The 823-nt window shown below is 39.0% G+C and carries 2 protein-coding genes; one reads left to right on the forward strand and one right to left on the reverse strand.

All coding sequences use genetic code 11. From position 1 onward, the window contains the following. Positions 1-350: universal stress protein (locus IQR33_RS27800; protein WP_193844242.1), on the forward strand; the 350-nt coding region annotated here is incomplete at its 5' end. A 91-nt stretch (positions 351-441) separates the two neighbouring features. Here IQR33_RS27800 and IQR33_RS27805 read toward each other — a convergent pair. Continuing rightward, entirely contained in the window at positions 442-654 is a 213-nt protein-coding gene (locus IQR33_RS27805; RefSeq protein ID WP_005376260.1) for a hypothetical protein, read from the reverse strand. Positions 655-823: the final 169 nt, after the last annotated feature.

Raw genomic sequence — 823 nt, forward strand, 5'->3', positions numbered from 1 at the left:
AATCTAGCCAAGCCGTTATCGAAAAAGCAATAATGCAAGCAGATAACTCAAGCAGCAAACTCTCATTTGTTTACGTAGATGTTGATCGGATAGTCATGGAAGCGAAGGAAGAGCAAGAATTGGAAAGAAGGCTGCAAGAGCTCGCTGATAAATGCTTATACCCAGTAAACGAGACTATGGTAGTAATCGGCGATCTTCATATAAAACTATCGGGAATCGTCAAAAAAGAGGGGATAGATTTAGTTGTCTGTGGCCATCATCACAACTTATTGAGTCGCTTTTTTTCATCGATACCAAAGGTTGTGAACGAGGTTGAAGCTGATTTATTAATCGTCTATTTAGATGAGTGATCGACAACTCTTGTTCGCACTCATCATTTTTTTGTCACTAAAAAGCCGAACATAAACGTTCGGCTTGGTATATCGGTGAGAATAAAAGTTTTTAGCCAGGAATGATTGATGCCTCATGAGATAAAACAGATGCAGACTCCGCGTTTGACTGCAGATCAAAATGTACGTTAACTTGCACGCCTTCTCGCTCAAAAGTGACATCATCAAAATCGGTCATAGCGATTTTGAATCCATTTCTAGCAAAAAAGCCAGTCACCATAGTTCGCTGCTTAATTTCTAATGCAGACGCGAGTAGCTTATCCATGGCATTCTCCTTGGTTATTGTGGGGATATGGGTAGAAGATACACATAGATTGGTATGAAATCAATTTTATATAAAGTTGCTTTTGATGAAAATTTTAATGTAAGTCAATCTATCGTTTACCCCACGTGATTTATTCCACGCAAAACCTTGATAACAAGACGGCAGAGCA

Source organism: Vibrio sp. OPT46 (assembly GCF_015163535.1).
Taxonomy (GTDB): Bacteria; Pseudomonadota; Gammaproteobacteria; order Enterobacterales; family Vibrionaceae; genus Vibrio; species Vibrio alginolyticus.

Excerpts from the sequence above, each read along its gene's own strand:
- IQR33_RS27805 (WP_005376260.1), bottom strand. The coding sequence starts at position 654 with ATGGATAAGCTACTCGCGTCTGCATTAGAAATTAAGCAGCGAACTATG.